This is a genomic window from Caulobacter sp. GW821-FHT10F06 (genome assembly GCF_058809215.1).
Genome location: NZ_JBXASK010000002.1, coordinates 354,911 through 378,609, shown reverse-complemented (window position 1 = coordinate 378,609; position 23,699 = coordinate 354,911). Strand labels below are relative to the sequence as shown.

20 protein-coding genes and 1 tRNA gene are annotated in these 23,699 nt (G+C 67.4%); 10 read left to right on the top strand and 11 right to left on the bottom strand.

What is annotated here, in order from left to right; genetic code table 11:
* Positions 1-4: 4 nt before the first annotated feature.
* The 8 genes from AC1RUS_RS04960 to glmU form a co-directional block, all read right to left on the bottom strand.
* On the bottom strand, positions 5-628 hold the full coding sequence (locus AC1RUS_RS04960) for a hypothetical protein (protein ID WP_492913629.1): 624 nt from the start codon (positions 626-628) through the stop codon (positions 5-7).
* A gap of 70 nt (positions 629-698) precedes the next feature.
* Positions 699-2,489, bottom strand: coding sequence for a long-chain-acyl-CoA synthetase (locus AC1RUS_RS04955; protein WP_492913627.1), 1,791 nt, complete (start codon positions 2,487-2,489; stop codon positions 699-701).
* A 105-nt stretch (positions 2,490-2,594) separates the two neighbouring features.
* Positions 2,595-3,515: an aspartyl protease family protein gene (locus AC1RUS_RS04950; RefSeq protein WP_492913625.1), complete on the bottom strand. Its 921-nt coding sequence runs from the start codon at positions 3,513-3,515 to the stop codon at positions 2,595-2,597.
* Positions 3,516-3,590: 75 nt separating this feature from the next.
* The gene (locus AC1RUS_RS04945) at positions 3,591-4,970 is read right to left on the bottom strand and encodes a class II 3-deoxy-7-phosphoheptulonate synthase (protein WP_492913623.1); all 1,380 of its coding nucleotides are present in this window, start codon (positions 4,968-4,970) and stop codon (positions 3,591-3,593) included.
* Positions 4,971-5,079: 109 nt separating this feature from the next.
* Complete coding sequence (locus tag AC1RUS_RS04940) at positions 5,080-6,300, bottom strand: O-antigen ligase family protein (RefSeq protein ID WP_492913621.1); 1,221 nt, start codon at positions 6,298-6,300, stop codon at positions 5,080-5,082.
* Positions 6,297-7,682 (bottom strand): glutathione-disulfide reductase, encoded by a 1,386-nt coding sequence (gor, locus tag AC1RUS_RS04935; RefSeq protein WP_492913619.1) that lies wholly within the window; start codon positions 7,680-7,682, stop codon positions 6,297-6,299. The genes AC1RUS_RS04940 and gor overlap by 4 nt, the downstream gene beginning before the upstream one ends.
* A gap of 48 nt (positions 7,683-7,730) precedes the next feature.
* The gene (rpiA, locus tag AC1RUS_RS04930; RefSeq protein ID WP_492913617.1) at positions 7,731-8,411 is read right to left on the bottom strand and encodes a ribose-5-phosphate isomerase RpiA; all 681 of its coding nucleotides are present in this window, start codon (positions 8,409-8,411) and stop codon (positions 7,731-7,733) included.
* Entirely contained in the window at positions 8,408-9,775 is a 1,368-nt protein-coding gene (gene glmU, locus AC1RUS_RS04925; protein WP_492913615.1) for a bifunctional UDP-N-acetylglucosamine diphosphorylase/glucosamine-1-phosphate N-acetyltransferase GlmU, read from the bottom strand. The genes rpiA and glmU overlap by 4 nt, the downstream gene beginning before the upstream one ends.
* A 69-nt stretch (positions 9,776-9,844) precedes the next feature.
* Here glmU and AC1RUS_RS04920 point away from each other — a divergent pair, with 69 nt between their 5' ends.
* The 6 genes from AC1RUS_RS04920 (at position 9,845) to AC1RUS_RS04895 (ending at position 15,991) form a co-directional block, all read left to right on the top strand.
* A complete protein-coding gene (locus AC1RUS_RS04920) occupies positions 9,845-10,558 on the top strand; it encodes an HAD-IA family hydrolase (RefSeq protein ID WP_492913613.1) in 714 nt (237 codons plus the stop codon).
* A gap of 47 nt (positions 10,559-10,605) precedes the next feature.
* Positions 10,606-10,680 (top strand) — tRNA-Val (locus AC1RUS_RS04915).
* Between the two features lie 475 nt (positions 10,681-11,155).
* Positions 11,156-12,706, top strand: a complete 1,551-nt coding sequence (locus AC1RUS_RS04910) for a tannase/feruloyl esterase family alpha/beta hydrolase (RefSeq protein ID WP_492913611.1) — start codon at positions 11,156-11,158, stop codon at positions 12,704-12,706.
* On the top strand, positions 12,706-13,278 hold the full coding sequence (locus tag AC1RUS_RS04905; protein ID WP_492913609.1) for an NADPH-dependent FMN reductase: 573 nt from the start codon (positions 12,706-12,708) through the stop codon (positions 13,276-13,278). The genes AC1RUS_RS04910 and AC1RUS_RS04905 overlap by 1 nt, the downstream gene beginning before the upstream one ends.
* A gap of 119 nt (positions 13,279-13,397) precedes the next feature.
* Positions 13,398-14,705 carry a metal-dependent hydrolase family protein gene (locus AC1RUS_RS04900; protein WP_492913607.1) on the top strand — a complete coding sequence of 436 codons (1,308 nt, stop codon included), beginning with the start codon at positions 13,398-13,400 and terminating at the stop codon, positions 14,703-14,705.
* Positions 14,702-15,991: an MFS transporter gene (locus AC1RUS_RS04895; RefSeq protein ID WP_492913605.1), complete on the top strand. Its 1,290-nt coding sequence runs from the start codon at positions 14,702-14,704 to the stop codon at positions 15,989-15,991. The genes AC1RUS_RS04900 and AC1RUS_RS04895 overlap by 4 nt, the downstream gene beginning before the upstream one ends.
* A gap of 165 nt (positions 15,992-16,156) precedes the next feature.
* On the opposite strand, the gene AC1RUS_RS04890 is transcribed toward AC1RUS_RS04895, so the two are convergent.
* Entirely contained in the window at positions 16,157-16,975 is an 819-nt protein-coding gene (locus tag AC1RUS_RS04890; RefSeq protein ID WP_492913603.1) for a TauD/TfdA dioxygenase family protein, read from the bottom strand.
* A gap of 230 nt (positions 16,976-17,205) precedes the next feature.
* Here AC1RUS_RS04890 and AC1RUS_RS04885 point away from each other — a divergent pair, with 230 nt between their 5' ends.
* Entirely contained in the window at positions 17,206-17,871 is a 666-nt protein-coding gene (locus AC1RUS_RS04885; RefSeq protein ID WP_492913601.1) for a GntR family transcriptional regulator, read from the top strand.
* Between the two features lie 802 nt (positions 17,872-18,673).
* On the opposite strand, the gene dmpG is transcribed toward AC1RUS_RS04885, so the two are convergent.
* Positions 18,674-19,702 carry a 4-hydroxy-2-oxovalerate aldolase gene (gene dmpG / locus AC1RUS_RS04880; protein WP_492913599.1) on the bottom strand — a complete coding sequence of 343 codons (1,029 nt, stop codon included), beginning with the start codon at positions 19,700-19,702 and terminating at the stop codon, positions 18,674-18,676.
* A complete protein-coding gene (locus AC1RUS_RS04875) occupies positions 19,702-20,661 on the bottom strand; it encodes an acetaldehyde dehydrogenase (acetylating) (RefSeq protein ID WP_492914144.1) in 960 nt (319 codons plus the stop codon). The genes dmpG and AC1RUS_RS04875 overlap by 1 nt, the downstream gene beginning before the upstream one ends.
* Before the next feature lie 86 nt (positions 20,662-20,747).
* Here AC1RUS_RS04875 and AC1RUS_RS04870 point away from each other — a divergent pair, with 86 nt between their 5' ends.
* The 3 genes from AC1RUS_RS04870 to AC1RUS_RS04860 all read left to right on the top strand — a co-directional run bounded on the left by AC1RUS_RS04870 (position 20,748) and on the right by AC1RUS_RS04860 (position 23,675).
* Positions 20,748-21,569: an aspartate dehydrogenase gene (locus tag AC1RUS_RS04870; RefSeq protein ID WP_492913597.1), complete on the top strand. Its 822-nt coding sequence runs from the start codon at positions 20,748-20,750 to the stop codon at positions 21,567-21,569.
* Between the two features lie 90 nt (positions 21,570-21,659).
* Complete coding sequence (locus tag AC1RUS_RS04865) at positions 21,660-22,358, top strand: GntR family transcriptional regulator (RefSeq protein WP_492913595.1); 699 nt, start codon at positions 21,660-21,662, stop codon at positions 22,356-22,358.
* Between the two features lie 93 nt (positions 22,359-22,451).
* Entirely contained in the window at positions 22,452-23,675 is a 1,224-nt protein-coding gene (locus AC1RUS_RS04860; protein ID WP_492913594.1) for an FAD-dependent oxidoreductase, read from the top strand.
* The last annotated feature ends 24 nt before the right edge of the window (positions 23,676-23,699 follow it).

Genomic DNA, 23,699 nt, shown 5'->3' with positions numbered 1-23,699 from the left:
CCCCTCAGACGATATCGGAGGGTTCCTGGCGCATCAGCACCAGGCCCGGGACCATCGCCAGCAGATAGAGGGCGGCGGCGTAGGCCAGCCAGATCCAGGTGCTGCCCATCAGGACGGCGATCAGGACCGCCCCGACGAAGGACGCGACCGCCACGATCTTCAGCCACGCCGCGCGGGACATCGCCGCGGCCACCGACCAGGCCGCGCCGTACAGCGCCAGCACGATCGACGGCGAGAAGTTGATCAGGTTGATGTCGCGCGTCTTCCAGCTGGCCACGCCCAAGGCGAAGAAGATGACGAAACAGCCCCAGCCAACGCCCATCCAGGCGTTGCGCATGGCGCGGTTACCCGACGAGCCCGCTCCCGGCCGGGCGCTCATGCCGCGCTTGAGCACGGTGATCAGGATCATGTGCGCGGCGAAGGCGATGATCCACATGATCATCAGCGAGACGGGCGGCAATTGCAGGACCCTGGCCAGGATCGCCCACTGGAAGACACTGGCGGTGCCGTAGACCGCGCCGGACGCGACCAGCATGGAGCCCCCGAGCAGCGGGGCCTGACGCCCCTCTTCCGCCAAGGCCCGCATGAAGGCGATGTCGTCGCGGATGGCCTTCATGTCTTCAGTCACGACGCAGCTCCTGGTCGATGTTCGATCATCGATCCGTACCGCTCCAACTTTGTGATGTAAAGTTCTTTTTCTAAAGCTTGAAGCCGCCTGCCAGGATCTTGGCGTGCACCGTCTTGGTGATCTTCACGTAGCCCTTGGCCGGATCGCGGAAATAGAGCGGGTCCTTGACCAGGGCCGGGTCGAAGCCCTCCGTCACCAGATCGATCTTGCGGTACTTGAAGGTGCCGGTGGTCTCGATCTCGCGCTGCAGGCGCACGAAGATCGGCCGGGCATAGGCCGGGATCTCGCGATCGACATATTCAGCCAGGGCTCCGATGTCGAACTCCGGGCCCACGACCAGCGAGGCCATGCCGGCCTTGCCGTCCAGGTCGCCGACCTTGACGCCATAGACGTTGGTCTCCAGCACGCCAGGCACGCCGGCCAGACGCTCGGACACCTCGCTGGTGGCGACGTTCTCCCCCTTCCAGCGGAAGGTGTCGCCGATGCGATCGACGAAATAGATGTAGCCGTCGCTGTCGGTGCGCATCAGGTCGCCGGTGCGGAACCAGGCGTCGCCCTTGGCGAAGACGTCGTGCAGCACCTTCTTTTCGGTCGCGGCCTTGTCGGCATAACCGGTGAAATTCGAGCGGGCGTCGTTGGCGATATGGCCCACGCACTCGCCGACCTCGCCGGGCGCCACCTCGATGCAGCAGCCGTCGGGGCCGCGGATCGGCATCTCGGTCTCGACGTCGAACTTGACGATCCGGATGTTGAACTTCTTCTTCAGATAGCCGGGAATGCGCCCGATGGCGCCGCGACGGCCGTCGAAGTTGAACAGCGACACGTTGCCTTCGGTCGCGCCGTAGAACTCCAGCACACCGCCAATCTTGAAGCGGTCCATCATGTCGTCCCAGACGTCGGGACGCAGGCCGTTGCCGAAGATCAGGCGGATCTTGTGGTTGCGGTCCTCGTCGCTGGGCGGCTGGTTGGCCAGATAGCGGCACAGCTCGCCGATGTAGACGAACATCGTGCAGTTCTCGGTGCGTATGTCGCTCCAGAAGTGCGTGGCCGAGAACTTCTTACGCAGCACGATCGAGCCGCCGTTCAGCAGGCCCGCACCCATGGCGCAGAGGCCGCCGGTGGCGTGGTACAGCGGCAGGGTCACGTAGATGCGGTCGGTGTGGCGCGAGTCCGTCGAGCCGGCGAAGCCGCGCATGTAGAGCTGGGCGCGCATGTGGGTGATGCGCGCGGCCTTGGGCAGGCCGGTGGTGCCGCTGGTGAAGATGTAGAGGGCGGTGTCCTTGGCGGTGATTCCGCCGCGCGCCGTCTCGCGGTCGGGGCGCAGCTGACTGCAGCTCTTCAAGGCGTTGGCCAAGTCGCGCTGGTCGCCATGTGCGCCGCCCAGCACCCATTGCTGGACGTGCCGGCCCAGGCTGTCCTTAACCTGCTCGAAGCACGGCGAGGTCTCGGCGTCGACGATGCAATGCAGGGCCTGGGAGATGTTCAGGCAGTGGGCCAGCGCCGGACCGGTCAGCTGGTTGTTGATCAGGGCCGTGGCCACGCCGACCTTCGACAGGCCATACCAGATGGCCAGATATTCGAGGCGGTTGGGCATGAACAGCGCCACCGTCTGGCCGCGCGTGATGCTCTGGCCCTTGGCCCAGTGCGCATAGCGGTTGGCCATGGCGTCCAGCTCGCCATAGGTGATCGTCTTGCCTTCGAAGGTGATGGCGCGGCTGGCCGACCACTGGTCGACCGCCGCTTCGAGGTCGTCGCAGATGAGGTTGACGCTATCGGGAGCGATGGACTTCACGCGCTTCAGCGTTCGGGTCAGCCCCTTCAGGAACCGCCACTCACGCTTCAACCTGGCCTGCAGACGCATAAACACCCTCCGTTCAAACAACCATTGGAGAGCGCCGCGCGGCGGGTCAAGACGCGGCGTGCTGCATCGCACGCGTTTACGCTGGGGCCTATCCGCCCCAGTGGGTCACCCGCGATCGGAGACCCGGAAGCGCACTTCGCCACGCTTGAAATCAAGCGCAACAGTCTCGAACTTCTGGAGAACATCCGAGCCGATCAGGATGGCCGGCTTGTCGCCCATGCCCCAATAATCGAAGGTATGAACATGGCCGACCACAATCGGCACGTTGCGCAACGTCATGCTGCCCAGGGTCAGGCGACTGAGAACCGCAAGCCGGCAGGCCAGCACTTGGCCCGTGACGCTGTTGAGCCCGACCTCGACCACATCGCCGACGATGGCGTTGTCGCGCCGTGCGGCCTCCAGCAGCGCCAGGTTTCCCACGGTGGTGGTCGAGCCGCTGTCCAGGAACGCCAGCAGCCGCGCGCCGGGCATGGTCGCGTCGATCAGGGTCAGGCCGCCGGTCTTGGTGCGCGCCTTGACGATCACGGTCTGGGAATCGGGCAACGGCAGGGCCGCGCCGACATGCATTCGGCGGCCCTCGTAGTCGAGCATCAGGCTGTTGTCGCCCAGCCATTCCAGGCCCAGCAGTCCGGCTGCGCCCAGGTTCTCGCGCGGGACCACCGACATCAACATGCCGCCCCGCGCGCGGCGGCCGACCTTGAGCGCGTCGAGCCGCACGGTCGAGACGGTCTGGGCGCCGGCTAGGCCGTGCAGCTCGACGCTGCCTTGGCGGATAAGGCCCAACTGGTCGGCAAGCTCGGCGGAGATCGCCGAACCGCTGGCCCCCGTGTCGACGAGGAAGGAGAAAGGCCCCTGCCCGTTGACCATCGCCTGGACGGTCAGCCGTCGCGAGGCGTCCAGATAGCGCAGGGTGTCGCTGGTGGTCGCCGAGGGCTGCTCTACATTGCGGGCGCTGGCCAGGGACGGCGCCAACGCAAGCGCCGCCAGGCCCGCGAGCCCTCTGCGAGAGAGGGTTGAACCCATCATATCGCGTCGCCTCCTCCACTGAGGAAGGAGGCTATACCTGCGCGATAAGCGACGCCAGAGCTTCGACGACCAGCGTTATCCGGCCGCCAGGCGGCGCTGGTCGTCGCGATCGGACTTCAGCTTCTCGGCCACCAGGAACGCCAGTTCCAGGGCCTGCTCGCCGTTCAGACGGGGATCGCAGTGGGTGTGGTAGCGATCGGCCAGGTCGGTTTCCGACACGGCGCGGGCGCCGCCCAGGCATTCGGTGACATTCTGGCCGGTCATTTCCAGGTGGACGCCGCCGGGATGCACGCCTTCCGAATGGGCGATCTCCACGAACGACTTCACTTCCGACAGGATGCGGTCGAACGGCCGGGTCTTGTAGCCGGTCGAGGCCTTCAGCGTGTTGCCGTGCATAGGGTCGGTGGCCCAGACCACCGAACGGCCGGCGGCCTTGGTCGCCTTCATCAGGCGCGGCAGGCGGTCGGCGATCTTGTCCGAACCAAAGCGGCCGTACAGCGTCAGGCGGCCCGGCTCGTTGTGCGGGTTCAGCACGTCGATCAGGCGCAGCAGGTCGTCGCCTTCCATGGTCGGACCGCACTTCAGGCCGATCGGGTTCTTCACGCCGCGCATGAACTCGATGTGCGCGCCGTCCAGCTGACGGGTGCGCTCGCCGATCCACAGCAGGTGGGCGCTGGTGTCGTACCAGTCGCCCGAGGTGCTATCGACGCGGGTCATGGCTTCCTCGAAGCCCAGCAGCAGGGCCTCATGGCTGGTGAAGAACTCCACCTGATGCATGCCCGGGTGGCTCTGCGGCGTCACGCCGATGGCGGCCATGAAGGCCAGGCTTTCGCTGATCTTGTCGCTGAGCTCGCGATAGCGCGCGCCCTGCGGGCTGTCGCCGACGAAGCCCAGGGTCCAGCGGTGGATGTTGTGCAGGTCGGCGTAGCCGCCGTTGGCGAAGGCGCGCAGCAGGTTCAGGGTCGAGGCCGACTGGCCATAGGCCTTTAGCAGGCGATCCGGATCCGGGGCGCGCTCTTCAGCCGTGAAGTCCATGCCGTTGATGTTGTCGCCCCGGTAGGACGGCAGGGTCACGTCGCCGATCGTCTCGATCGGTTCCGAGCGCGGCTTGGCGAACTGGCCGGCGATACGGCCCACCTTCACCACCGGCTTGCCGCCGGCGAAGGTCAGCACCACCGCCATCTGCAGGATCAGACGGAAGGTGTCGCGGATGTTGTCCGCATGAAATTCCTTGAAGCTCTCGGCGCAGTCGCCGCCCTGCAGCAGGAACGCGCGGCCCTCGGCCACGTCGCCCAGCAGGCTCTTCAGACGACGCGCCTCGCCCGCAAAGACCAGCGGCGGCATCTGGCGAAGCGTCTGCTCGACCCGTTCCACAGCGCCCGCGTCCGGATAGTCCGACGGGATGTGCTTTGCGGGTTTTGCTCTCCAGGTGGCGGGGGTCCAACGCGAGGTCATGACAGGCTCTACAGCTTCAAAGGGAGCGGCTTTTAGCGTAACCGCGAGGAAAAGGCAAAATTCATGCGAACCGGGGCCGCATTTTAACGGAGGCGAGAAAAATTCGCCCTTAGCGGCGACGGGGCGCAGTCTTCAGACCGCGCGCGACGCCGCAGCAGATGACGGTCAGCGCGCCGAGAGCCAGCCACCATTCCTGCCAGACCCCGAAGCTCAGACCGCCGATGACAAGATAGGTGACCAAGGCTCCGGCCGCCATGGCGCCGTCCTCGCGAGCCTCGCCGGTCACCGCGACGATGCGATAGGCCACCCAGCTGAAGAACACCCCGCCCAGGGCCGCGCCGACCGCCCCCAGCTCCAGCCACAGCTGCATGGCGGCGTTGTGGGTGTGCAGCGGAATGGCCGGACCGAAGGTGCGGCTGGCGTCCAGGCCCCAGCCGCGAATGGCGTGCGCCTGGACCTGGTTGGCGGTGAAGGCCCAGATGTTCAGGCGGGCGTCCCACGAGTTGGGCACGTGCTCATGCAGCCAGGCGACGAAGCCCGACCGCAGCCCGAAGACCAGCAGAACCGGCCCCAGCACGAACGGCGCGGCGACCGCCGCCACCAGCAGGCGCGCCACCGGCTTGCCGACGACCCGCACGCCCAGCCAGACGATCCCGCCGGCGAACAAGGCGGCCCAGCTGGCGTCGGCGCTGGTCGACACGGCGGCCACGACGATGGCGACCAGCAGCACGAAGATGGCCGGCGTCCAGCCGCGGCTGCTCATGATCCGCGCCACGGGCCAGAACAGCAGGGCCAGGACGTAGGTCGACATCGAGACCTTGATGACCGCGAAGTCGGCCCGCTCGGGATCGTGGATCAGGACCCGCAGCCACTTGTAGAAGGCCGCCGCGCTGATCCCGTCCAGCGCCACCAGCAGCGCCAGCGCCAGGGCGCAGACGACCATCACCGTGCCGACGCGGGTCCTGGAGCTCTCCGACAGCTGACCCATCGCCGCGACCGCCGAGCCATAGAAGGCCAGCTCGAACAACAGCTTCAGGGCCGTGAAGGTCTCCATGTCGCCGGAGTCCTTGAGGTCGGCGACATGCGGGGCGGCCGGGCTCCAGGCCATGCTGATCAAGCCCCACAGCACCAGGACGACCAACGCCATCATCGGCGGCGACGCCGGGCGCGAGCGCACCAACCCCGGCAGGGAAAGCAGCCCGGTCAGGGCGAGCAACGAAGCAAAGCCCAGATAGGCGAGATAGCCGACGAACGGCACCATCACGATGGTGAACACCGCGACGCCGCCGAGCCATTTCGTGGACCGCTCCGCCCCCGCGAGAGACCTCATCCGACTCCGCCTACCTCGGCCGGAACGTACTTCTCGCGCATCGTCACCAGTTCCTCGGCCAGCGTCGGGTGCACCGCGCAGGTCGAGTCCCATTGCGGCTTGGTGACGCCCATCTTCACCGCTATGGCGGCCATCTGGATGATCTCCGGGGAGTCTGGCCCAACCACATGGACGCCCACGACCTTCTGGTCATCCTGCTTGACGACGAGTTTGATCAGACACCGGTCCTGGCCGCCATAGAAGGTCACCTTCATCGGCCGGAAGACCGAGCGATAGATGTCGACCTTGCCGAAGGCGTGACGGGCTTCGGCCTCGGTCATGCCCACCACGCCGACCGGCGGCTGCGAGAACACGGCCGAGGCGACCATGTCGTGGTCGAAGCTGGTCGGATTGCCGTAGAACTCGGTCTGGGCGAAGGCCGCGCCTTCGCGGATGGCCACCGGCGTCAGGTTGATGCGGTCGGTGACGTCGCCCACGGCCCAGATCCCGTCGACATTGGTCTTGGAGTGCTTGTCGACCGCGATCGCGCCGCGTTCGTTCAGCTTCACGCCGGCCTTGTCCAGGCCCAGGCCCTCGACATAGGGTTCGCGGCCGGTGGCGAACATCACCACGTCGGTCTCGAAGGTCAGGTTGTTGTTGAGGGTGCTCAGCAGGCCGCTCTCGGTCTGCTCGAGGGTCTCGTGCGAGCAGCCCAGCACCACCTTAACGCCGCGCTTCTCGAGTTCTTCGGCCAGGTGCGAACGCACGTCGTCGTCGAAGCCGCGCAGCACGTTGGCGCCGCGATAAAGCAGTGTCGTCTCCACGCCCAGGCCGTTGAAGATGCCGGCGAACTCCACGGCGATATAGCCGCCGCCCACCACCATCACGCGCTTGGGCAGGGTCGGCAGGTGGAAGGCCTCGTCCGAGGTGATGCCCAGTTCCGCGCCAGGGAAATCCGGCTTCACGGGGCGACCGCCGGTGGCGATCAGGATCTTGCGGGCGGTGTAGCGGCCGGCGTCCTTGCCCACGACCTCGACGGTATGGGCGTCGAGCAGCTTGGCCTTGCCGTGCAGCAGATGCGCGCCGGCCTTCTGCAGATTCGTGACATAAATCCCAGACAGGCGCGCGATCTCGACGTCCTTGTCGTGCAGGAAGGCCTTCCAATCGAACCTGGCCTCGCTGACCGACCAGCCGTAGCCCTTGGCGGTCTTCAGCTGGCTCGAGACCTCGCTGGCGTACACCATGAACTTCTTGGGCACGCAGCCGCGGATCACGCAGGTGCCGCCGACCCGGTATTCCTCGGCCACCGCGACCTTGGCGCCCGACAGGGCCGCCAGACGCGCGGCGCGCACGCCGCCCGAACCGGCGCCGATGACGAAGAGGTCGAAATCGTAGTCAGCCATAGAAGGCTCCAGCAAGCTTGAGAACGGGTCGGCGCTTTATCTAGTCATTCAGGGGACCAGGCGCACCACGCCGTCGTCCGTGCCCAGCAGCGCTTCGTCGGCCAGATCGAGGAAGAGGCCATGATCGACGACGCCTGTCACGGCCTTCAGCGCCGAAGCCAGGGCGGCCGGCTCGTCGATCTTGCCCGAGGCCATGTCGTAGATCAGGTTGCCGCCGTCGGTGACGACCACGCCACGATCGGCCATGCGCAGGCGCGGCGGCGGCAGGTCGAACTCGGCGGCGATGTCGGCCAGGCGCTGGCCGGTGTGAACGTGGCCAAAGCGCACGACCTCGATCGGCAGCGGAAACTTGCCCAGGGCCTTCACGTTCTTGGCCGCGTCGGCGATGACCACGCAGCGCTTGGAGGCTTCCCACACCAGTTTCTCGCGCAGCAGAGCCGCGCCGCCGCCCTTGATCAGGCTGAGGCCCGGGCCGATCTCGTCGGCGCCGTCGACGGTCAGGTCGACCGCCTTGACGTCATCCAGCGCCGCCAGGGCGATGCCCAGCTCGCGGGCGAGGTTGGCGGTGGCGTCCGAGGTCGGCACGCCCCGGATGTCGAGCTTACGCGCGGCCAGGGCCTTGACGAACCAGGCGGCGGTCGAGCCGGTGCCCAGGCCCACGACCATGCCGTTCTCGACCAGCTCGGCGGCCGCTTCGCCCGACAGGCGCTTTTGATCGTCGGCGCTCATTTCTTTTCCTTTTTGGCCTGCTTGAGGGCGCGGAACTTGGTCGCCCAGCTCGGCTTGTCCTGCTGCGGCGCGCGGGAAAGGGCCAAAGCGCCCTCCTCGACGTCCTTGGTGATCACCGAGCCCGAGCCGGTCATCGCGCCGTCGCCTATCCGCACCGGCGCGACCAAGGCGCTGTTGGAGCCGATGAAGGCGCCGTTGCCGACATGGGTCTCGAACTTGTCGAAGCCGTCGTAGTTACAGAAGATCGTGCCGGCCCCGATATTGGCCTTCTCGCCCACCGTGCCGTCGCCCAGATAGCTGAGGTGGTTGGCCTTGGCGCCCGCGCCGACCTTGACCTTCTTGACCTCGACGAAGTTGCCGATGTGCGCGTCGGGGCCGATCTCGGCGCCGGGTCTCAGGCGGGCGTAGGGGCCGATCAGCGCCCCCTCGCCCACGGTCGCGCCCTCCAGGTGGCTGAAGGCCTTGATGACCGCGCCGGTCGCGACACTGACGCCGGGCGCGAAGACCACGAACTGCTCGACCGTGACCCCGGCCGCGATCTGGGTGTCCCAGGCCAGGTGCACCGTCTCCGGCGCGGGCATGGTGACACCCTCGATCATCAGGGCAGAGCGGCGACGTTTCTGCCAGACGGCCTCAGCGGCGGCCAGTTCGGCCTGCGAGTTGACGCCCTGCACCGAGGCTTCCGGCGCGAAGGCCGCGCGGGTCGACAGGCCCCGTCCATGGGCGATGCCCACCACATCAGTCAGATAGTACTCGCCGTTGGCGTTGTCGTTGCCGACGGTGTCGAGAATGTCGAACAAGGTCGCGCGATCGGCGGCCAAGACGCCTGAATTGCAGTGCTTGACCTGCTTGACGCTGTCGTCGGCGTCCTTGGCCTCGACAATGCGCAGCAGCACGTGGTGCGGGGCCAGGATCAGGCGGCCATAGGCGCCCGGGTCGGCGGCCTCGAAACCCAGCACGGCGACATCGGCGCCTGCGGCGCGCAGGTCGAACAGCGGCGCGATCGTCGGGGCGCTCAGCAGCGGGCAGTCGGCGAAGGTGACCACCACGTCGCCGTCGAAATCGGCGAGCGCAGCCTTGGCCGCCAAGACGGCGTGGCCGGTGCCCAGCGGCGGATCCTGGATCACCACCGCCGACTCGCCCAGACGCTTGCGGGCGTGGACGCCGACGGCGGGGCTGTGGGTCCCGACGACCACGATGATCCGCGCGCAGCCCAGGGCCTCGGCGGCGTCGATGGCGTGGTCCAGCAGGGCCCGGCCGGCGATCTTGTGCAGCACCTTGGGGGTTGGCGACTTCATGCGCGTGCCCTGGCCCGCGGCGAGGATCACGGCGGCCCGGGGGCGGCCTGAGGCGGCGATGCTCATGATGCTGGCGACTCCCTGCGAACCGGATGACGTTGCATTAGCCGGCCGTTTAGCCGAAAGGCCAGATCAATGCATGACCTTCAAGCCCTGAACGGCGCCACGATCGCCTTCGACCTCGACGGGACCCTCGTCGACACCGCGCCCGACCTGGTCGGCGCGCTGAACATGATCCTCGCCGAAGAAGGCCTGCCGCCCCTGCCCTTCGACGAGGTGCGCCTGATGGTGGGCCGTGGCGCCAGGGCCTTGCTGGAGCGGGGTTTCGCCGCCGCTGGTCATCCATTGGACGCCCTGACCGCGCCCAAGCTCGTAGAGCGCTTCATCGCCATCTATCTGGAGCGCATCGCCCACGAGAGCGCGCCCTTCCCCGGCGTGGTCGAGGTTCTGGCCCAACTGCGCGCCGCCGGCTGCAAGCTGGTGGTCTGCACCAACAAGCTGACCAACCTGTCGGTAGCCCTGCTGGACGCCCTGGACCTGTCACGCGCCTTCGACGCCGTGATCGGCGCGGACCTGTCGCCCGCCGCCAAGCCCGATCCGATCCACGTATTGACCGCGATCAAAGCCGTGGGCGGCGATCCGCATCGCGCGGTGATGGTCGGCGACAGCATCAACGACGCCTTGGCCGCCGTGCGCGCCAACGTCCCGGCCCTGCTGGTCAGCTTCGGCTACACAGAGGAGCCGGTCGAGACCCTGGGCGGCGATCTGGTCATCCACAGCTTTTTGGACGTGCCCCAGGCCTGTATCGACCTCTTGGCCTCTTGCCCCCGGCCAAACACCGGGCTATAGGCCCCCTCCTCTCGCGGATCGGTCCTCACCGACCGGCCCCACAAGGCGGATGCGTAGCTCAGCGGGAGAGCACCTCGTTCACACCGAGGGGGTCACAGGTTCAATCCCTGTCGCATCCACCATTCTCTTTTCCTCTCAAATCGAAGACTTGCGGGCGATTTCTCACCCGCGATCTTGGCTTGGACCCGGGTCAGGAACACGCTCATCCGCTCCCCTCGTCGGAAGCGTCGCGCCAGCCTGGCTTTGGACGCGAAAATATTTCGACGAGCATGCGGCGCGCCGTCACGTGTCTGCGCTGACCACGCACGCAGGAACCCAGTCGCGTGGGAAATTCCCATCCCCCCAATTAACGCTCGATCTGAGGACCGCCGGAGGGCCGCGCCCTTGGAGTAAGGCAGAGCCCGCTTAGTCTTTGGGCGCCGGCGAACTCCGACAGGAAAGCGAGGAGTCGAGACTTGTATGCTGTCTTATTGTCATACAACTTAGCCGGCGACCTTCAATCTGGATTTCTCCATGCGCGCTCGGCAATTGCTCAATCGGCTCGCGAGACGCCTGGCCTTTGGCGGCCTTGCTGTCCTCGTCGCGTCAGTTTCATTGGTGACGGGAGCCACGGCTCAAACCGCCGCGAAAGCCCCCGTCGACGCCAGGCTGGCGGCCCCGACGCCGTGCGAGAGCGTGATGGGCTGGGACCTCTCTCGACTTGAAGGCGCGCCGACCTCGATCACCTCGGCCAAGCTGGTTCCCGCCAGCGGCGCGACGCCGGAATATTGCGACATCACAGGCTATGTGCAGCCGCAGATCCAGTTCCAGCTGCGCCTGCCGACCAAGACCTGGAACGGACGCTATTTCCAGGTCGGCTGCGGCGGGTTCTGCGGCGGGGTGAATATCCAGAACTGCGGCGACGTGCTGGCCAAGGATTTCGCGGTCTCGGCCAACAACATGGGCCACGTCGGCAATTTCCTGAAGGATCCGCTGTGGGGCGACAGCGCCGACGCGCGCCGCGACTACGGCCGCCGCGCGACCCACGTCTCGGCGGTGGCCTCGAAGGCCATCGTCGCGCGCTTCTATGGCGCGTTGGCGGCCTATTCCTATTTCCGGGGCTGCTCGACGGGCGGCCGCGAGGGGCTGATGGAGGCCCAGCACTATCCGGGCGACTTCGACGGGATCATCGCGGGCGATCCTGCCTTCGCCGGCCGGCTGGGCGCGATCGCCAACACCTGGGACGCCCAGAAAATGCTGAAGCCCGACAACACTCCTGTGATGTCGGACGCCACGCTGGAGGTGCTGCACAAGGCGGTAATCACAGCGTGCGACGGACTGGACGGCGTCAAGGACGGGATCATCATGGATCCGCGCGCCTGCAAGTTCGACGTCGCCAGCGTGCGGTGCAAGGACGGCGGCGAAGGCTCAGACTGCCTGAGCGCCGCTCAGGTGGCCGCCGCCCTGGCCGTCTACGACGGTCCGCGCAACAGCAAGGGCCAGCGCCTGTTTCCCGGCGGCGAGGTGTTCGGCAGCGAAGGCGCCTGGAAGGGCGACGACCGCCTGACCTTGGCCGATGGCGCCCAGCGCTTCCTGAACTTCACGCCCAACCCGCCGGTCGGCTTCACCTATCGCGACTTCAACTTCGACACCGACATCGACAAGATCAAGGACGCCCTGACCCGCTACGACCCCGTCGCACCGGACACCGCGCCCGATCTGACCGCCTTCGAGGCCAAGGGCGGCAAGCTGATCCTCTATCACGGCTGGGCCGACCAGGGCGTCTCGCCGCTGAACACGCTGGACTATTACGCCCAGGTTCACACGCGCCAGGGTGGGATCGACAAGGTGCGCGGCTGGTTCCGGCTGTTCATGGTGCCGGGCATGTTCCACTGCCGGGGCGGCGACGCGCCCAACAGCTTCGACTTCATGCCGGCGATCATGGCCTGGGTCGAAAAGGGCGAGGCGCCCGACGGCGTGGTCGCCACCCAGAAGGGCCCTGACGGCGCGATCAAGCGCCAGCGCCCGCTCTACGCCTATCCGCGCTTTGCCGCCTATTCCGGCAAGGGCGATGTCAACGCCGCCGACAGCTGGAAGCCGGCCTTGCCCAAGAAGCCGACGGACGACCGCATCGACTGGATCTTCGGCCCAAAGACGGGAGCCCAATGATGAGCGTCAGACCTCTCATCGTCGGCATCGGCGGCACCACCCGCCCAGGCTCGACCACCGAACTGGCCCTGAAGGTCAGCCTGGCCGCCGCCGAGGCCGCCGGTGCGGAGGTCCGCCTGTTCGACGGAGCCTTCCTGGCCGGCCTGCCCCACTATGATCCTGCCGCGCCGCGCACAGCGGCCGAGGCCGAGTTCGTGGCCGCTTCAAGAGCCGCCGACGGCTTCATCATCGCCAGCCCCGGCTATCACGGCGGCGTCTCCGGCCTGGTCAAGAACGCCATCGACCTGATGGAGGAGATGCGAGCCGACAAGCGGGTCTATGTCGATGGCTGCGCGGTCGGCTGCATCGCCACCGCCTACGGTCCGCAAGGCGGAGGTCCGGTCCTGGCCGGGCTGCGCGCCATCATCCACGCCATGCGGGGCTGGCCCACGCCGTGCGGCGCCTTCGTGCAGAGCGCGCCGGGCCTGTTCGGTCCCGACGGCGCGTGCCTGGACGACAAGGTCCGCGAACAGCTGGAGCTGGTCGGCCGTCAGGTCGTGGCCTTCGCCCGCGTCGGCTCCTTGGCGGCCTGACCGCCCCGCCGCGTCCAGCTCAACAATCAGGCGCCCGGGCGACCTTCGGGGACCCGACGCAGCTTTGCCCCCAGTCACGGAAGGCCGATTTCCAGATGACACAGACCCGTAGCGGACGGATGCAAAAGCGCTTCCTGTCCGTCCTGCTCGCCGCCAGCGTACTGGGCGGCGCGGCGCAGGCCCAGGACGTGGTGATCCACGCCGGGCGACTGATCGACGGCGTTTCCGCCAAGCCGCGCGAACAGGTCTCGATCCTGGTGACCAAGGACCGCATCACCGGCGTCGAGGCGGGCTTCGTCACGCCGGCCGGGGCCAAGGTGGTGGACCTGTCCAAGGCCACCGTGCTGCCGGGCCTGATCGACGCCCATACGCATGTCACCTCGCTGAGCCGGACCGGCAACGGCATCGCCAAGAACATGACGAACTCGCCGCTCGACACCGTGCTGGCGGCGACGGTCAATGTCGGCAAGATCCTGCAGTCGGGCGTGACCACGGTGCGCGACCTGGGCGGGCTCTACGGAACCGACATCGCGCTGAAGAAGGCCATCGAGGCCGGTTCGGTGGCGGGTCCCCGCATGTGGGTGGCCGGCGAGGCCATCGGCCCGACAGGAGGCCATAACGACTGGAGCCACGGCTATGCCGAGGACGTGTCGCGCCGCGACTGGGGCGCGGGGCTGGCCGACGGTCCCGACGCGGTGATCAAGCTGGCGCGCACCGAGCACAAGCTGGGCGCCACGGTGATCAAGATCATGCCCAGCGGCGGCGTGGTCAGCCAGGGCGACGATCCCAAGGCCCAGCTGATGAGCGACGCGGAGATCAAGGCCGCGGTAGAGACCGCCCACGCCCTGGGCCTGAAGATCGCCGCCCATGGCCACGGCAAGGGCGCGATCGACGCGGCCGTCCGGGCCGGCGTCGACTCCATCGAGCACGGCACCTATGCCGACGCCGAGTCCTTCAAGCTGATGAAGGCCAACGGGACCTATTTCATCCCCACCCTGCTGACGACCGAAAAGCTGTACGACGCGGCGCGCAATCGCCCCGAGACACTGAACCCGTCGACCGTGGCCAAGGTGCTGGCCATGGGCTCCAGCCTGACCAAGCTGACCCGGGCGCACGACGCCGGCGTCAAGATCGCGCTGGGCAGCGACACCGGCCAGGGCGAGAACATCAAGGAAGCCGCCCTGATGGTGAAGGCGGGCCTGACCCCCGCCGAGGTGATCGCCGCAGCGACCACCAGCGCCGCCGACCTGATCGGCTCCAAGGAGATCGGCGCGGTCGAGGCCGGTCGCTATGCCGACATCGTCGCCGTCGAAGGCGATCCCCTGACCGACATCACCGAGCTGGAGCGCGTCCGGTTCGTGATGAAGGGCGGCAAGATCTACAAATCGGACGGTGTGCAAGTCCCCGTCGAACTGGTGAACCCATGAGCGTCGACGCCCTGCCCTCCACGGCCGAACGGCCGGCCCGCAAGCCCATTCCGGCGCGTGGCTGGCTGATCATCGGCATCTGCCTGATCGGCATCTCGACCGGCCCCGCCGCCTTCGGCCTGGCCTCGCTGGGCCTGGTGATCAACGCCTTCCAGGAGCAGTTCGGCTGGACCCGGGGCGAGGTCAGCGGCGCGGCATCGCTGATGATGCTGTGCACCGCCCTGTCGCTGCCGCTGGTCGGCAAGGTGGTCGACAAGTTCGGCGCGCGGCGGGTGCTGATCCCGTCGGTGATTGCCCTGGGCCTGTGCCTGCTGGCCATCCCGCTGGCGGTGACCAAGGTCTGGCAGTTCATGGCCGCCTATGTGCTGATCGGCACCATCGCGGCCGGGGCCAACAGCGTGCCCTACATGCGCATCCTGGCCTCGTGGTTCGACCGATCGCGCGGCCTAGCCATCGGCATCGCCGGCAGCGGCACCGGCCTGGGCTTCGCCTATGTGCCGCTGGTCGGCCAGGCGGCGATCAGCCACTTCGGCTGGAAGGGCTGCTATGTCGCCCTGGGCCTGATCATGCTGTGCGTGACCCTGCCGATGGTGCTGTTCCTGCTCAAGGAGAAGACCGCCGACCAGCCCAACGCCGACAGCGACTCGCTGGTCCCCGAGGCCAATCCCGCCGACGCCCTGGGCGATACGCTGAAACAGGCCATGGGCAAGCGCGACTTCTGGGTGCTGGCCTCGATCTTCGTCAGCCTGGCCTTCGTGCTGTACGGCCTGATCCCGCACATGGTCCCGCTGCTGACCGACCGGGGCATGACCCCGGAAGCGGCCGCCAGCATGGCCTCGATCTTCGGCTTCGCCACCTTCGGCGGGCGCATCCTGATCGGCTTCCTGGTCGACCGCTTCGACGCCCGGCGCATTGCGGTGATCTTCTTTGGCCTGTCGGCGCTGGGCATGGGCCTGCTGGCCGTGCCCCTGCCCGCCTGGGCGCTGATCTTCCCCGCCCTGCTGCTGGGCGGCAGCCTGGGGGCCGAGGTCGACATGCTGGCCTATCTGACCAGCCGCTATTTCGGCCTCAAGAGCTTCGCCCAGATCTTCGGGGTGCTGTTCTCGGCGGTGATGGTGGCCATGGGCCTGGGCCCCGTGGCCTTCGGCGGGGTCTATGACCTGACCGGCTCGTACCAGGTGATGCTGGCGATCGGCGCGCCGATCTGCATCCTGGCCGCCGGCCTGATGCTGGTGCTGCGGCCATTCGGCGAGCGTCGCCGGGGGGCGGCGGTGTCGGTGAGCTGATCGCCACGCCAGACAAAACAAAGGGCCGCGCCTCCTTCGAGGCGCGGCCCTTTCTATGCCTGTCATCCCGGGCGAAGCGCAGCGCAGACCCGGGACCAAGGCAAGCGCCGAGCTTCCTGCGGTCCCGGCTCGGCGCGCTTCGCGCTTGGCCGGGATGACAGTCTTTTACGCCGCGATCGTATAGGCGTCCGCCTGGCCCTCGACCTGCACCCGGAAGCCCGAGCGGACGTGCGGGTAGTAGTCCCAGATCGCCAGGTGCTGGGTGCAGCGGTTGTCCCAGAAGGCCACCGCGCCGGGGGTCCAGCGGAAGCGCATCTGGAAATAGGCGTTCTCGGCGTGCAGGTAGAGATACTGCAGCAGGGCGTTGCTCTCCTCGCGGCTGACGTCGTTGATGTGGCTGGTGAAGCCGCGATTGACGAACAGCACCTTCTTGCCGGTCACCGGATGGGTGCGGATCACCGGGTGGACGGCCTTGGGATACTTGCCGTCCGGATCGAAGCGGCCGAAGGCCAGCGCGCCGTCGTGGGTGGCCGTCAGGGTCTCCAGATGCGCCTTCATGCCCGGCGAAAGCGCGTCGTAGGCCGCGTACATGCTGGCGAAGATGGTGTCGCCGCCCTGGGGCGGCAGGGTGTGCATGTAGAGGATGCTGCCCATCGGCGGTACGGACAGGCACGACATATCGGTGTGCCATTCCTCGCCGGCCACGTGCTTGGAGGTCTCGTCGGCGTGCAGCTTGCGCACCTCGGGATGGTCCGGCAGCCCCTTCAGGGCGTGGGCCTGCAGCTCGCCGAAATACTGCCCCACCCGCTTCAACGAGGCCGGATCCAGCGTCTGGTCGCGGAAGAAGATCACCTGGTGGTCGGCGATGGCCTGGTTCAGGTCGTCCAGCTGGACCGCGCTCAGCGGCCGCGACAGGTCGATGCCGGCGATCTCTGCGCCGATGGTCGGGGTGATCGGCGCGGCGGTGATGGTCTTGTAGCTCACGAACGAGATCTCCTGGTCGGCTCGACCAGCCGCTCCGCCGGTCGTCGAAATGGAACAAGCGCCAGCCTCGAAGCCGACCCGGGCATTGAACCAGATCGAGCGTCGAAGCTCAATTTCTTTGTATACAGTATGCAGGACATAACGACCGATCGCTTCGTTTGCATACAGGATGCCGATTGCCCCGGTGCGAGCGATATCCTAGGCCAGGACAGGGATTGAGGGAGTCGTCGATGGCCAGGAAGCCTGGAGACATCGCACCGGGAGAGCGGCTGCGCGACCAGGTCTATCGCCGCATGCGCGAGGAGTTGCAGTCAGGCGCGCTGGAGCCCGGACGGCGCTTGGTCGAGACCCAGCTGGCCGACGCCTACGGCGTCTCGCGCACCCCGATCCGCGAGGTGTTGCTGCAGCTGTCGCGCGAAGGCGTGCTGACGCCGCAGGACCGTGGCTACCTGGTGCCTGTCGACACCCAGAAGGACATCCTGGACCGGCTGGAGGTGCGCCGCCTGCTCGACGCGCGCGTGGCCCGGCACGCCGCCGCAGAAGCCTCGGCCGACGAGATCCGCGCCCTGGCTAAGGCCCACGAGCGCCAGGAGAAGGCTCACGCCGCCGGCAAGGCCAAGGCCTTCGTCGAAGCCAACGCCGAGTTCCGGGTGCTGCTGCGCGACATGTGCCGCAACGCCCTGCTCAAGCGCTGCGCCGGCATGGTCGACGACGTCTTCCAGACGATGCGCGGCAAGATCCATGAGACCCCCGAAAATCGCGACCTGACCCTGGCCTGCGACGCCCAGATCCTGAAGGCTTTGCAGGACCGCGACCCCGACGCCGCCGAGGCGGCGGTGACGGGGTTCATCGATCGGCTGCTGGCCTATTTCACCGCGCGGGCGGCGGGCGACTAGATACGAGTTCGCACCCTCGCCGATTTTCACCGGCGAGATTTGGGGAGGCGGCGGAGCGTCCGGGCCAAGCCCGGATGAGTGTGTAGTGGAGTACCGTTTCGGCCTGAGCCCAGCGCTCCGCGCGATCGATTTTCCGGTGAGCCTTCGAGACGCGGGGTTTTAACCCGCTCTCGATTTCAGCCCCCGACGGGCGGAAGAGAAGCGACCCTTCCGGACCGCACGAGCGATTTCAGCCCGCGCCTGGAGCGCTGGCCGCCGTCGCCGAAGGGGGCTCCCGGATCGATAACGGTGTGAACCGCCAGCCTCCTTGGAAGCCGACTTCGCCATACCGATCCCGCCGGGACCGTCGAACAACAGCGACCGAACGCGACCCGCTCGACCGCCCCCACCACCCGTCAGGTCGCCAGCTGGACGGCCTCCCCAGTGGCGGGGCGAGGAGAAGTATGCGGACGTTTTGGAGAGGGATGCGTCGATTTTGGATCGTGACGCTGGTTTGGGCGGTTAGGGTGTTGATTTTATTGGGACGGACGAACGCGTTTGCTCGCGATAGCGCGGGGAGATCCTCCCCCTGGAGGGGGAGGCGGCCGAAGGCCGGTGGGGGAACACCGCAATGAGTCCGCAAGACTCCCCCCTCCGTCGCCTACGGCGACACCTCCCCCTTCAGGGGGAAGATCTGGTGTTGGCGAGCCAACAACGCATTGTCATCCCGGGCGAAGCGTAGCGCAGACCCGGGACCACGCATGCACATGCGCTTGCGGCGGTCCCGGCTCGGCGCGCTTCGCGCTTGGCCGGGATGATAGGGTTAGCGAGCCTTCGCCAAGTCCAGCGCCACGTCGGTGATCATGTCTTCCTGGCCGCCCACCATCCGTCGGCGCCCCAGCTCGATCAGCACAGCGCGGGTGTCGAGCCCATGGTCGGCGGCGGCCTTTTCGGCGTGGCGGAGGAAGGACGAATAGACGCCGGCATAGCCCAGGCTCAGGGTCTCGCGGTCGACGCGGACCGGACGGTCCTGCAGGGGCCGGACCAGATCCTCGGCGGCGTCCATCAGCTTGAAGAGGTCGCAGCCGTGCTTCCAGCCGTAGACGTCGGCGGCGGCGATGAACACTTCCAGCGGCGCATTGCCGGCGCCTGCGCCCATGCCGGCCAGCGAGGCGTCGACGCGGATCGCGCCGTTCTGGACGGCGGCGATCGAGTTGGCCACGCCCAGCGACAGGTTGTGGTGGGCGTGGATGCCGCGCTCGGTCTCGGGCTTGAGCACGCGATCATAGGCCTGAAGGCGCGCGGCCACGGCGTCCATGGTCATCGCGCCGCCGCTGTCGGTGACATAGACGCAATGCGCGCCGTAGGTCTCCATCAGCAGGGCCTGCTCGGCCAGGATCTCGGGCGGGCTCATGTGGCTCATCATCAGGAAGCCGGCCACGTCCATGCCCAGACCGCGGGCATATTCGATGTGCTGCCTGGAGACGTCGGCTTCGGTGCAGTGGGTGGCGATGCGCACCGAACGCACGCCCATGTCGTAGGCGCGCTTGAGGTCGTGCACGGTGCCGATGCCCGGCAGCAGCAGGGTGGTCAGCTTGGCGTGGGTGATCACCTCGGCCACCGCCTCGATCCAGTCCCAGTCGGTGCAGGCGCCGAAGCCGTAGTTGAACGACGAGCCCGACAGGCCGTCGCCGTGGGCGATCTCGATGGCGTCGACATTGGCCTCGTCCAGGGCTTTGGCGATCGCGCGGACATTGTCGAGGCTGTATTTGTGGCGGATGGCGTGCATGCCGTCGCGCAGGGTGACGTCCTGGATGTAGAGCTTGGACTTGGGCGTTGCTTGGACGGTCATCAGGCGGCCTTCCCACGGCGATGTTCGACGATGGCCTCGGCGGTCTTCAGCGCGGCCGAGGTCATGATGTCCAGGTTTCCGGCATAGGCCGGCAGGTAGTGGGCCGCGCCCTCGACCTCGAGGAAGATGGTCACCTTCAGGCCCGCGAAGGCGGCGTCCATCTCCGGGATGAACAGCGGGGCGTTGTCGCCCAAGCGCTCGAACTGCACCTTCTGCTTGAGGCGATAGCCGGGCACATAGGCCTGGACCTCGGCGACCATCGCCCCGATCGAGGCCTCGATGGCGGCGATGTCGGCGTCGTCGCAGAGGCAGTAGACGGTGTCGCGCATGATCAGCGGCGGCTCGGCCGGATTGAGCACGATGATCGCCTTGCCGCGCGTGGCCCCGCCCACCGTCTCGATGGCCCGCGAGGTGGTCTCGGTGAACTCGTCGATATTGGCGCGCGTGCCGGGGCCGGCCGACTTGCTGGCGATCGAGGCGACGATCTCGCCGTAGTGGACCTTGGCCACGCGGCCGACGGCGGCGACCATCGGGATCGTCGCCTGGCCGCCGCAGGTGATCATGTTGATGTTGGGCGAGTCCAAGTGGGCCGAGCCGTTGATCGGCGGGGCCACATAGGGGCCGATCGCGGCGGGGGTCAGGTCGATCACCTGCTTGCCGTGGGCTCGCAGCACCGCGTCGTGATGCCTGTGCGCGCCGGCGCTGGTGGCGTCGAAGACGATGGCGATGTCGGCGAAGCCCGGCAGGGCCACCAGGCCATCGACGCCGCCGGCCGTGATCGGCACGCCCAGGCGCTCGGCGCGCTTGAGACCGTCCGATTCCGGATCGATGCCGACGAAGGCGCCCATCTCCAGCGTCCTGGACAGCCGCATGACCTTGATCATCAGGTCGGTGCCGATATTGCCCGATCCGATGATCGCGACCTTGGTCTTCTGGGCTTCTGGCGCCTGACTGTTCATCACTTACCGATCCGAGGGCCGCGCCCTGTTGCCTGTCGAGACTTTGTCATACGATATTATCTTCTACGCGCAAGTCGGAGAGCATGATGACGACCCCCAAACGCCTGACCCTGATCGGATACGGGGCAATCGGCCAGGAAATCGTCCAGACGCTGGAGCGGCTGGGCGAGAACGCCGGCCTGGTCGCGGTGCTGGTGCGGCCGGGCCGCACGGCGGGACCGGCGCCGGCCGTGCACGACCTGGCAGGCCTGCTGGCCGCCAAGCCGGACATCGTGCTGGAATGCGCCGGCCACCAGTCTGTCCGCGACTACGGCGCGGGCGTGCTGGCGGCGGGCGTCGACCTGCTGGTCTCGTCCGTGGGCGTGCTGGCCGACGAGGCTATGGTCGCCGAGCTGATGGCCGCCGAGGCCAAGGGCGGCGGCCGCGTGCTGCTGCCGGCCGGCGCGATCGCCGGCCTGGACGGCTTGTCGGCCGCGCGCCTGGCGGGGCTGAGCAGCGTCACCTACACATCGCACAAGCCGGCCCACGCCTGGCGCGGCACGCCGGCCGAGCAGCTGATCGACCTGGATCACGCCGAGGATGAGGTGGTGTTCTTCGAGGGCTCGGCCCGCGAGGCCGCCCTCGCCTATCCCAAGAACGCCAACGTCTCGATCGCCGTGTCGCTGGCGGGCGTCGGCCTGGACGACACCCGGGTGCGGCTGGTCTCGTCGCGCAAGGTCACCGATCCGCTGGGCGTCATCGAGGCGCAGGGCGCGTTCGGCCGCTTCCTGTTCGAGATCTTCGGCAAGGCGTCGGCCAGCAATCCCAAGACCTCGGCCCTGACCGCCTACAGTCTGCTGCAAAGCGCGCGTTTGGACATCGCCCTGCCCGCCTTGCGACTAATTCGCGAAGACGCTCGAAGATTGTGATCTTAGGACTAGGACAGATAACCAGAGTCTTTGTAGTATGAGCAGACAAACTTTGGCCTCGACGCCACGCTCTCAAATCCCGAGGAAGCCTTGGAATACGAAGACCTTCGCATCATCGAGACGCCGTCCCTGGTCCGCGACCACACGCTCGATAAACTGCGCAACGCGATCAGCACCGGCCTTTATCCGCCCGGCACGCGCCTGGTCGAACGCGAACTGTGCGAAGCCCTCGGCGTCAGCCGCACCTCGGTGCGCGAGGCCCTGCGCCAGCTCCAGTCCGAAAACCTCGTCGAGGTGGGCAAGCGCCGCAACATCAATGTGACGGTGATCACCTCGAAAGACGCCGAAGACATCTATCAGATCCGCGAAATGCTCGAGACGATGGCGATCCGCCGCTTTGTCGCGCTGGCCGACGACAAGGAGATCAAGGCGCTGGTGCGGATTCACAAGACCATCGCCAAGACCGCCAACAAGGGCTCTCCGCGCCAGCTGGCCGCCACGGCCGGCGAGTTCTACGACACCATTCTGCAAGGCGCGCGCAGCCGGGTGATCATGGAAGTCGCCCGCCCCCTGCTGGCCCGGGTCAACTATCTGCGCGCCCGCTCGATGTCCGAACCCGGACGTCTGGACGGCGGCCTGCGCGAATGGGACGCCATGGTCGAGGCCGTGCTGGCGCGCGACCCCGACAAGGCGGCCAAGGCGATGTCGCAGCACCTCAACAACGCCCGCGTCGCCATCGTCGCGCGCTTGCAGGCTGACGAAAACGAGGCCGAGCGGGTCGCTTCTTAGGCAATCGCGGCGGGGCTTCGCGCCCCATCGACTTATATGATTGTCATACAAAGATTCGCTGACTAGCGTCGCTTCGTTGAACGGAGTGCGCCCATGGGTTCGTCGCGTAAAATCATCATCGTCGGGGCGGGGCCCGTGGGCGCCGTCCTGGCCCACGCCCTGCGCCGCAGGGGCCTGCCGATCGTGCTGGTCGAGGCCCTGGCCGAGCCCGAGATCGACTGCCGCGCCGCTTCGTGCCATCCGCCCACCGTGGCGATGCTGGAAGACCTGGGGCTTCTCGACGACGGCCTGGAGCAGGGCCTGGTCTCGCCGGTCTTCCACTATCTGGACCGTCCGACCGGCGAGCTGATCGCGCGCTTCGACATCCGCGAGATGGTCGAGGTTCCCCGCCACCCCTATGTGCTGCAGTGGGAGCAGTACAAGATCGTCAAGACCATCGTCCCGCGCCTGCAGGCCGACGACGGCGCCGAGGTGCGGATGAGCACGCGCCTGCTGGACATCGAGCAGACCGCCGACGGCGTCCGCGCCCGCGTCCAGACGCAGGGTCAGGACGAGGAGATCATCGAGGGCGCCTATCTGGTCGGCTGCGACGGCGCCCGCAGCACGGTGCGCAAGCTGACCGGCTTCGAGTTCGAGGGCTTCACCTGGCCCGAGCGCTTCCTGAAGATCGACACCCACTTCGACTTCACGACGCTGCGGTCCGAGATCGACAACCGCAACTACTTCGCCGACCCCGACGAGTGGCTGAACCTGTTCAAGGCGCGCGGTCCGGACGGCGGCGGCCAGTGGCGCGCCGTGGGCCCCACCCTGCCCGAGCAGACCGAGGAAGAGCTGCTCGACCCCGACTTCATCGAGGCCCGGCTACAGAAGTTCTGCCCCAAGCCCGGCCGCTACGAGATCGCCACCGTGGCCACCTATCGCGTGCACCAGCGCGTGGCCGCCAGCTTCAACCAGGGCCGCGTGCTGCTGGCCGGCGACGCCGCCCACGTCAACAATCCGGTCGGCGGCATGGGCATGAACGGCGGCATCCACGACGCGGTGAACCTGACCGACAAGCTGGCCGCGATCCTGCTGGAGGGCGAGGACGCGCAACCCCTGCTCGACCGCTACACCCGCCAGCGTCGCAAGGCCCAGACCGACTTCGTCCAGGCCCAGAGCATCCAGAACAAGAAGACCCTGGGCGAGACCGATCCCGCCGCCCGGGCCGCCGGCCTGGACGCCATCCGCAAGGCCGGGGTCACGCCCGAGCTGCACGACGCCTTCATTCGCCGCGCCTGCATGATCGACGCCGTCAAGGTCGCCGACGCGGTTCTCTAAGACCCCCACACCGAAGGGAAACCC

Bases quoted from the DNA above. Each gene is read 5' to 3' on its own strand.
- rpiA (WP_492913617.1), bottom strand. From the start codon at position 8,411: ATGAGCGCCGACGATCAAAAGCGCCTGTCGGGCGAAGCGGCCGCCGAG.
- glmU (WP_492913615.1), bottom strand. From the start codon at position 9,775: ATGAGCATCGCCGCCTCAGGCCGCCCCCGGGCCGCCGTGATCCTCGCC.
- dmpG (WP_492913599.1), bottom strand. From the start codon at position 19,702: ATGACCGTCCAAGCAACGCCCAAGTCCAAGCTCTACATCCAGGACGTC.
- AC1RUS_RS04895 (WP_492913605.1), top strand. From the start codon at position 14,702: ATGAGCGTCGACGCCCTGCCCTCCACGGCCGAACGGCCGGCCCGCAAG.
- AC1RUS_RS04905 (WP_492913609.1), top strand. From the start codon at position 12,706: ATGAGCGTCAGACCTCTCATCGTCGGCATCGGCGGCACCACCCGCCCA.
- AC1RUS_RS04940 (WP_492913621.1), bottom strand. From the start codon at position 6,300: ATGAGGTCTCTCGCGGGGGCGGAGCGGTCCACGAAATGGCTCGGCGGC.
- AC1RUS_RS04950 (WP_492913625.1), bottom strand. From the start codon at position 3,515: ATGATGGGTTCAACCCTCTCTCGCAGAGGGCTCGCGGGCCTGGCGGCG.
- AC1RUS_RS04875 (WP_492914144.1), bottom strand. From the start codon at position 20,661: ATGAACAGTCAGGCGCCAGAAGCCCAGAAGACCAAGGTCGCGATCATC.
- AC1RUS_RS04920 (WP_492913613.1), top strand. From the start codon at position 9,845: ATGCATGACCTTCAAGCCCTGAACGGCGCCACGATCGCCTTCGACCTC.
- AC1RUS_RS04860 (WP_492913594.1), top strand. From the start codon at position 22,452: ATGGGTTCGTCGCGTAAAATCATCATCGTCGGGGCGGGGCCCGTGGGC.
- gor (WP_492913619.1), bottom strand. From the start codon at position 7,682: ATGGCTGACTACGATTTCGACCTCTTCGTCATCGGCGCCGGTTCGGGC.
- AC1RUS_RS04885 (WP_492913601.1), top strand. From the start codon at position 17,206: ATGGCCAGGAAGCCTGGAGACATCGCACCGGGAGAGCGGCTGCGCGAC.
- AC1RUS_RS04900 (WP_492913607.1), top strand. From the start codon at position 13,398: ATGCAAAAGCGCTTCCTGTCCGTCCTGCTCGCCGCCAGCGTACTGGGC.
- AC1RUS_RS04870 (WP_492913597.1), top strand. From the start codon at position 20,748: ATGACGACCCCCAAACGCCTGACCCTGATCGGATACGGGGCAATCGGC.
- AC1RUS_RS04955 (WP_492913627.1), bottom strand. From the start codon at position 2,489: ATGCGTCTGCAGGCCAGGTTGAAGCGTGAGTGGCGGTTCCTGAAGGGG.
- AC1RUS_RS04945 (WP_492913623.1), bottom strand. From the start codon at position 4,970: ATGACCTCGCGTTGGACCCCCGCCACCTGGAGAGCAAAACCCGCAAAG.